The sequence below is a fragment of the uncultured Bacteroides sp. genome, from assembly GCF_905207245.1.
Lineage (GTDB): Bacteria > Bacteroidota > Bacteroidia > Bacteroidales > Bacteroidaceae > Bacteroides.
The window spans coordinates 23593-31146 of the sequence record NZ_CAJLKP010000073.1 but is presented as its reverse complement, the minus strand read 5'-3'; the positions used below and the strand labels follow the sequence as shown (position 1 = coordinate 31146).

Annotated in this window: 5 protein-coding genes; all 5 read right to left on the bottom strand. The window is 50.2% G+C overall.

Annotated features, from left to right (window positions below; all coding sequences use genetic code 11):
* Positions 1-2145 (bottom strand): glycoside hydrolase family 9 protein (locus QZ135_RS18950; protein WP_294612934.1); only part of this gene is annotated, 2145 nt, incomplete at its 3' end.
* A 148-nt stretch (positions 2146-2293) separates the two neighbouring features.
* Entirely contained in the window at positions 2294-3745 is a 1452-nt protein-coding gene (locus QZ135_RS18945) for a family 43 glycosylhydrolase (RefSeq protein WP_294612931.1), read from the bottom strand.
* 2 nt (positions 3746-3747) lie between these two features.
* Positions 3748-4446 (bottom strand): acetylxylan esterase, encoded by a 699-nt coding sequence (locus QZ135_RS18940; RefSeq protein ID WP_294612928.1) that lies wholly within the window; start codon positions 4444-4446, stop codon positions 3748-3750.
* A gap of 89 nt (positions 4447-4535) precedes the next feature.
* On the bottom strand, positions 4536-5693 hold the full coding sequence (locus QZ135_RS18935) for an alpha/beta hydrolase-fold protein (RefSeq protein ID WP_294612925.1): 1158 nt from the start codon (positions 5691-5693) through the stop codon (positions 4536-4538).
* 55 nt (positions 5694-5748) lie between these two features.
* Positions 5749-7548 carry a RagB/SusD family nutrient uptake outer membrane protein gene (locus QZ135_RS18930; RefSeq protein WP_294612922.1) on the bottom strand — a complete coding sequence of 600 codons (1800 nt, stop codon included), beginning with the start codon at positions 7546-7548 and terminating at the stop codon, positions 5749-5751.
* Positions 7549-7554: the final 6 nt, after the last annotated feature.

Here is a 7554-nt window from a genome sequence, read left to right as displayed (position 1 = left end):
GCCTGCCCATCCGGCGGTAGTGATTCTTACCCCATACGGATTTTCTTCGTCTACTTTGGCAAGCTCTTCAGCATAAGCCTCTACCAAGGGCCTCACTTGCTTTTTGAAGGCATCGTCCATGAAAGGAATCATTTGTGCAATGACCTGGGCATTTCGGTTGAACTGTTCCAGAAGGGCGGGAAGCAACTTATTCATATTTGTCCGGTAGCTTTCGTCACCGGTTGAGCGCCAAAGTTCGAAGGCTGCCCTGCATTCAATAGATTTCATGAACTCGGCACTGTTGTACCGTCCGTTGGATGCGGGGGGGTCGGCGGGCGCTTCACGGTTGTGTTCATCATCCCAGATGAACCGCGCTACACGCAATGCTTCTTTACTCAGCTCCGGATTATAATCCTTCAGTGCGCGCGAAGCGGCTGCCAGTGAGATGGCTGTGCCGTAGTTCATATGTGGCATCCGGTTGGTGAATGCCCAACGGTCGTCGGGGGTGCCGCTTGTGCGGCCATCGGTTTGCAGACTGTCCAGGTGCGGGTTATAAACCAGATTATCAGTCTTATTCACCGCATCGCCCAAGTGGCGGTATTGATACAGGTGGGATTCGTTAATACCCGGAATGGCATAGCCTATTGCATTTACTTGTCCCACTAATTGCAGAACGCCGTGTTCGAGTTGCTGTAATACGTCCGGTTTGCCGTCGGGTACGTGTATTTCCGTATAACGCGTCTTTTGGTTGATGGTGGTTTCATCACGGTTTATCCCGAAGGTCTCCCACAGAAGGGTGAAAGTTTGTACCACCGCATGCTGAGAGCCTGTCTGGATGTCGAAATCTCCTGCGTCAAACCATCCGCCGACGTTCAGCCCGGGAATATGTTCCAGTGGCTTGTACTTGTTTCCGGTGGTTGGTCCTTGCCTCCATCCATCCCAGTGGATGCGATTGACGGGAGCTTGCAGGGCATCATCCAGATGTGCCGCCCCATGCCATACGCGATAGGCTTCTCTGACAAACATATGATCCATTTGTACGGGGAAGAATACATCCAAGGTCGGGAACCATGCTTTCTGAAACACATCTGTTGCGATGGGGAAAGGAGCCGTGCGCTGGTCGCCATATTCCAGCATGTAGATGCCCGGCTCTGTGACAGAGGAGAAGTCGAATTGCAGGTAATTGTAGCGTGTGTACATTCCCCATGTTTGGGGAGCACCGGACAGGGATTTGCTGAGGCTGCCATCGTCGCACACCTTATATAAAGAGATGTTGGAAAGCGGCTTGTCATTCTTGTCCAGTTCTACTACGGCCATTTTCTTTTGTGTAGGGTGATAACCTACCTGCGAGTGGCTTATTACAGGTTTGCGTACCCAGTCGGATTGAGTTTCGGCCATGATAAACCATTCGGCTATTTTGCCTGTCTTCCCTGTCGGGAGCAGGGTGCGCACAACGAAGTTTCCGTTCTGCTGTTTGTTTCGTCCGTCAAAGAGAGACAGGTGGTTATTATCCGTGGTGCGGATGGTGACATGTTTCAACGGTTCATCCGGTGCGATGTCTATCTGTTTGCCGGTGGTCATGGGGGTGGGCTCTACTTCGCCGTTGATGGTAGTCATAAAGTCGGCCGGAGAAGTGGGGAACAGGCCGTATTTGCCGTCCATTATGTAAGAGTGCCCGAAGAAAACAGGCGGCATAAATTCCATGTTTAGTCCGGCTATACCATTCAGGGCTTCGGGCAGAGGTTTGTCTACGTTTACACTAAGATAGAGACCACCGTCGCGGGCTTCTGTCGTTAACTTGTACTCGAAGTCGTATTCGGGGTAACTCAGTGTGACGTCAATCCGGTTATGTTCTTTATCCGGTATGCGTTCGATGAACTTCGGCAGTTTGTCCCATTGACCGGGTGTTGGGTTCATACGCACATCTCCGTTGGTGGCAGTGCGGATGCCGTGGTGAATGATTTCTATGGCGCTGATTTTGGAATCATCGAAGGTAGCGTCGTATATATTGCTGAATACAAAGAAGTTCAGTCCGCGCGTTTCAAAGTAGTTGGAATCATTTAATACCAGATTATTGGAGCGGGAAAAAGATGTACCTTTCCCGCATCCGGTGAATACCAGGCATCCCACTACTCCTATACAAAGAATGATTGCTTTTAATTTCATACTATTCATTTTTTAGTCGTTTCACTTAATTTTTAATTCAAGTTTCGCAAGTTCAACTTTTGCAATTGATAAGTTGACAAGGGATAACTTGTCCCTTGTCAACTGAATTTTGAGTGGGATTACCCGGTATGGCACTGTTACGTAGTTTCTAATGATCGCGGAAATTCCACTTGGAATTATCGCTGTTCATATCGAACTTGCCGAGTGAGGGAGTGCTGTCGCCTACGGATACCAGAACCAGTTCTTTGTCGGTTCCCGGCACTTTTTTGGGCATAATCCGGTAGGTACCGTCTGTCAACTGGTCTATTCTCCATAACTGTTCGGGTGCTCCCGTAAATTCAGGAACTGTCACAACCTCCGCATCTGCTGTGGCGGCCAATGCCCGGTTGGTTCCTTCAATCACAATCTTGTAGTAAGGGCCACCCAGATATCCGCCGGCTTCGGGCACAGCGGTAATGGTCCACTTCTGGTGGGGACGGAACATGTAGTCGCCGATTCTTACGTCAATCTTTCCTTGCGGCCAGGTCCCTATCACATCTTCCAATGTTTGTGACTTCAAAGGGACGATGGGAGTGTCGTCTTTTTCCCAGAAACGATGTCTGGTATACTCCATGCGCACAAAGTCGACGGCAAGTTCGAGGGCATAACCTCTGCGTTCGGACTCAATCTCGTAAGTTCCTTCTTTGAAGACTTCACCGGCAACGGGCCATTCATTCTTCCATAAGAGTGGACGTATGCCCAATACACTGCGGCCACCCCGGTCGAAATCAGCTTCAAAATGGCATGACATCTTCTCTACACCATCGGCCACTTTGAAAAGTCCGAAGTGCCCGGGACCGGTCTGGCGGTTTCCTGCAGCAATCACCATCTTACCGCCGCCTTCCAGCATCTTTCTTCCCATATTATCAACGTATGGTCCTGTCACCTTGCGCGAACGGCCGACCACGATGTTGTAGGTAGAGTTCGGACCATCGCAACAAGTGCCGTGCGTGCCCAGCAGATAGTACCATCCATCACGGTATATCAAATCCGTCGCTTCACAATCAATGGCAATGTCGATTGCTTCGTTGCCTTCCATCCGTTTACCGGTTGCAGGGTCGAGTTCTACGAGTCTGATAAATCCGAAATATGTGCCGTAAGACAGCCACAAGCGTCCGTCTGTAGGGTCGAGCAAGAGTCCGGCATCAATGGCATCGCAATCTTCATCGTTCACCGAAGATGCCACCTCTATGGGTTCCGTATAGGCAAAGTCGGGGGAATTGGGGTCTAAGGTCTTGTTCCACATGGTCAATACCTTGCCGCTGTGTCCTCCTCCGAGTCCTCCCCCGGTGGCACTGTAAGCAACCAGGTAGCGGTCGCCTATCTTCACGGCATCAGGAGCGGCACCACCTCCGGGTCTTACCCCGCCGCCGTTCCACGTCCAGCCGTCTTCAGAAATCAGTCCGCCCCCGCCTGTGCCGAACGTGTAATATTTACCATCGCACTCCATGATGGTCGAGGGGTCGTGGATGTATGGAGCGCCGATTTGTGCAATTGCTTTTTGAGATGTCAATACAGACATCAGGGCTGCCGCGCCCAGAAGTATAGCTTTTGTTTTCATGGTCATTTATAGCTGATAGTAATGTTTTTAACAGGTGCTCCATTCTCGTCGAGGAAGCGAACACAGAAATCACTCATTCCGGGGCCGTTGATGATGGCTCCGCGGACGATGTTCTTACCTTTCTTCAAGGTCAGTCGGCGCGACAGGCAGTCGTCCTTGACCATGCGGCGGTCGCCCGAAAGGATTACGGCTTCTTCGCCGTTCACCCACCACATGGATGCAGAGTTGGAGCCTACCGACATCCGGACGTTCTCCATGTCTTCGGGGCATTCAATCACTGTGACAGCCCAGAACAGCACGCCATATACTTGTTTCTTCAAACCGGAGGCAAAGCGGAAGAGCTTCACATTGAAGAGTTTGCTTTCGAGTGCGTGCCAGGTCAGTTTTTGTTTGCCTACTTTTACCTTATCCCCGTCTTTGGGCAGCACGGTGAATTGTCCGGGGAAATATTCGGTGGCAAATGCTTCGCGAATATAACTGTCGGTAAAGACGGTGTTGGAACGGTTGGGCTTGTCAATGGGTTCCAACAGTAGCCAGCGCTGAATAAAGCCCTCGCTGTCCGGTGACATGACGCCTGTGGTTGCCGGAGAGAAGTAATCGGACAGTTGTGGGGACTCTTCATTTTTCTGCGCATAGCCCGGTAGAGTCATCATAACCGTGAGGCAAATTGCCAGCAATGATTTTCGATGGAAGATGTTCATTATTATAGTCTGTTTGATTGGTTATACATTATGGTTCATCTGATTGATGCGTAGTGTTATAAATGGGAATTTATTTTTGTAATCCTACCTTATTTAGTTCTGAATAATAAAGGAGCAAATTCTTTCAGACATCTACGCCAGGTGAGGAATTCGTGAGCGGTGCCCGGAGACTCATAATAGATATTATTGATTCCTGCTGCCTTCAAGCCGTCACTGAGGTTCTTCGTTCTTTCGGGGCGTTCTTCCGAACCGATGCCCAGAAAGAATACATGCACCTTGTCGTTGAATGCTTTGCGGTCTTTGAATGCACCGCCATAAGCGGCATCGAGGTTCTTCAGGTCGATGCTGCCCGCTCCGCTGAATCCGCCGATGTAGGCGAATTTATCCAGGTTGTTCAGCGTGGTGTTGAAGGTGAGAAGTCCACCCCAGGAAAGACCTGCCATGGCGCGGTTATCCCTGTCGGTCAGTGTGCGGAAGTTGCTTTCAATGTGCGGAACGATTTCATTTACCAAGATGGCGGGGAACTCGGCACCGAATCTTTTTCTTGCTTCGGCAGGCGTTTCGCCCGGATTGTTCTTCAAGACTTCGATATTTCCATTGTCCATTACCACAATCATCGGTTTGGCTTTACCCTCGGCAATCAGGTTATCCATAATGAAGTTCATTTTGCCTTGGTTGGCCCAGCTTGTTTCATTTTCGCCCATACCATGTTGCAGGTAGAGTACCGGATACTTCTTGGTGGGATTCTTGTCATATTCCGCCGGAGTATAGACGATGCATCTGCGCCATTCCTTGCGGATATCGGAGTAGTACCAGCTTTGGCTGATTAATCCGTGAGGTACATTCTTTATGGAATAGTAGTCCACACCCTTTTCCGGTATTTCAATGCCACTCACCCATTTGCCCATGCCGAAGAACGGTTTTCCATTAGGGTCGGCAGCGCTTACCCCGTCTATAATCACCTGATAGTAGTGGAAACCGACTACTTCGGGTTCTTTCGACACGAGCGACCAGTATCCGTCTGCTTCCTTGGTCATTTCGCCCCGGAAGCTGATTTCTACTTTTTGGGCATTAGGAGCGTGGATTCTGAAGTGCACCCGCCTGTCTTCGCCTATGCGGGGATAATCGGCTCCGTTAATGTTGTGCTCGTTGGGAACGGTTCCCGCAGGAAAGTTTTGCTGTTGGGCATTCATTGTTAATGGCAGCACCAACAAAGAAGAGAAAATAAGTTTCAATACATTTTTCATAATTCAAAATATTTAAAGAGTTTGTTTTGGGTTATAGTTTCACAAATGAGAGTTTTTAGTTCGCACTGTTTCCGTGCATGTTCGGATTGACTTCCAGTTCTCTGCTTGGAATCGGGAGGATGCGGTTCTTCTCATAGTTGAACGGCACAGGCCCTGTCAGTGAAGTCTGGTATTCTTGTACCTTATACTTGTTTACCAAACCGTCGATGACATTGGTATGGTCGGGATCGGCCGTATTGTTATGCCAGCGCATCAGGTTGAAGAAACGCCAGCCCTCGAGGAAGAGCTCGCAGGTATATTCGTGCTTCAGCAGGCGGCGGGCGGTATTGATTTCTACGCCCGGCAGGATTACGCCACCGGCATCGTCCACCACGCGTCCCACCACGGGTTTAGCAGCTAACACTTCCTGGGCGGTAGGCAATGTACCTCTGGCCTTTGTATAAAACAGCCCCTTGTCCGACGGAGAGTCTTGCAATACCTGATTGTTGGCACGTGAACGTATCTTGTCAATGTAGACCAGGGCGGTAGCTTCGTCACCGGTCTCAATGCAGCATTCGGCATACATTAGTAGCACGTCAGCATAGCGAAGTATACGGTCGTTGGCCGGACCACGCATCAGATCAGGCATGGTCGAATCATCGTCTATACAATATTTACGGGTGCCGAAGAACTTGCCCAACCATGAGTCGGCCAGATAGTTATATGTATTTTCGTATTTTTTGGCTTGCCCGTTGCGGAAGAATGTAGCGCCATTGGGTATCCACAATCCCTGGAAAGCGCGCGGGTCGATGATTTCACCGTTGGCATTGCGCTCAAACTCATTATAAAGCCACATGGAAGGCATGACATTGTACCAACCGCCGGCTCCCGGAGAGATGGTGAAACCAATCTGCCGCCATGAGTTCTGCCCGAAGTTCAATCTGTCGATGGACATGTTGACATTGGCATCGGCACTGTACACAAATTGCACTTCATACAATGATTCCTTATTGTTCTCATTATCATTGGAAGTGTTGTCACGATAGCAATCCACCAAATCGTAGTCGTTGGACTTGATAATCTTTTCCAGTTCTGCTTTTGCCAACTGCCATTCGGCTGAACCGGCACCTGCCGAACCGTCTAAGATGGGGCGTCCCATATAGACTTTAGCAAGCAGGGCTTGTGCGGCGCCTTTACCGATGCGTCCCATGTTTTCCGGGTGTCCGTCATAGAGCTCGGTACGTCCGGGCAACAATTCGGCGGCTTTGGTCAGGTCTTCCACCATGCGCTGGTAGATATAACCGGGTTCACGGGCAGGCTCGTAGCTGTCGCTCGGGCCACCTGTGGCAGGATAATCACGGTCGGGGATTTCATCGCCAAACATAAATGTGGCAAGGAAGCGGCTGAAGGCGCGGAAGAAGTATGCTTCGCCCAGACAGCGGTTGTAGGTGGAGACGTCTGACCCGAACAGTTCGGCGGCGCCATCGTCCGTCAACTTCTGGATGGCGAGGTTGGCGGTGTATTGCAGTACGTAGATGTTCTGAAAGATTTCAGTAGTCATACCGTGGTTGCCGCTGGTGGTATAGCCCGACCAGGCAACGTTATCGGGATCTCCGGCAGCTGCCTGAGGAGTATAGATGGCCTCATCGCTCACGAGGTTCAGGGCATACGGCATGTTGCGCCCCCAGAACTGGAGAATTTGTGGTATGTTATAGCATCCGTTGGCGGCATAGATCAGATGTTCTTTAGTAGTATAATAGGTATCTTCCACTTCAGCCGTCGGGTTGATATAGTCCATGTTGGGCTCGCATGCTGCGAATGCGGGCAGTAAGGTCACTGCCAATATGCTTTTATATAACAAATTTCTTGTTTTCATATTGAG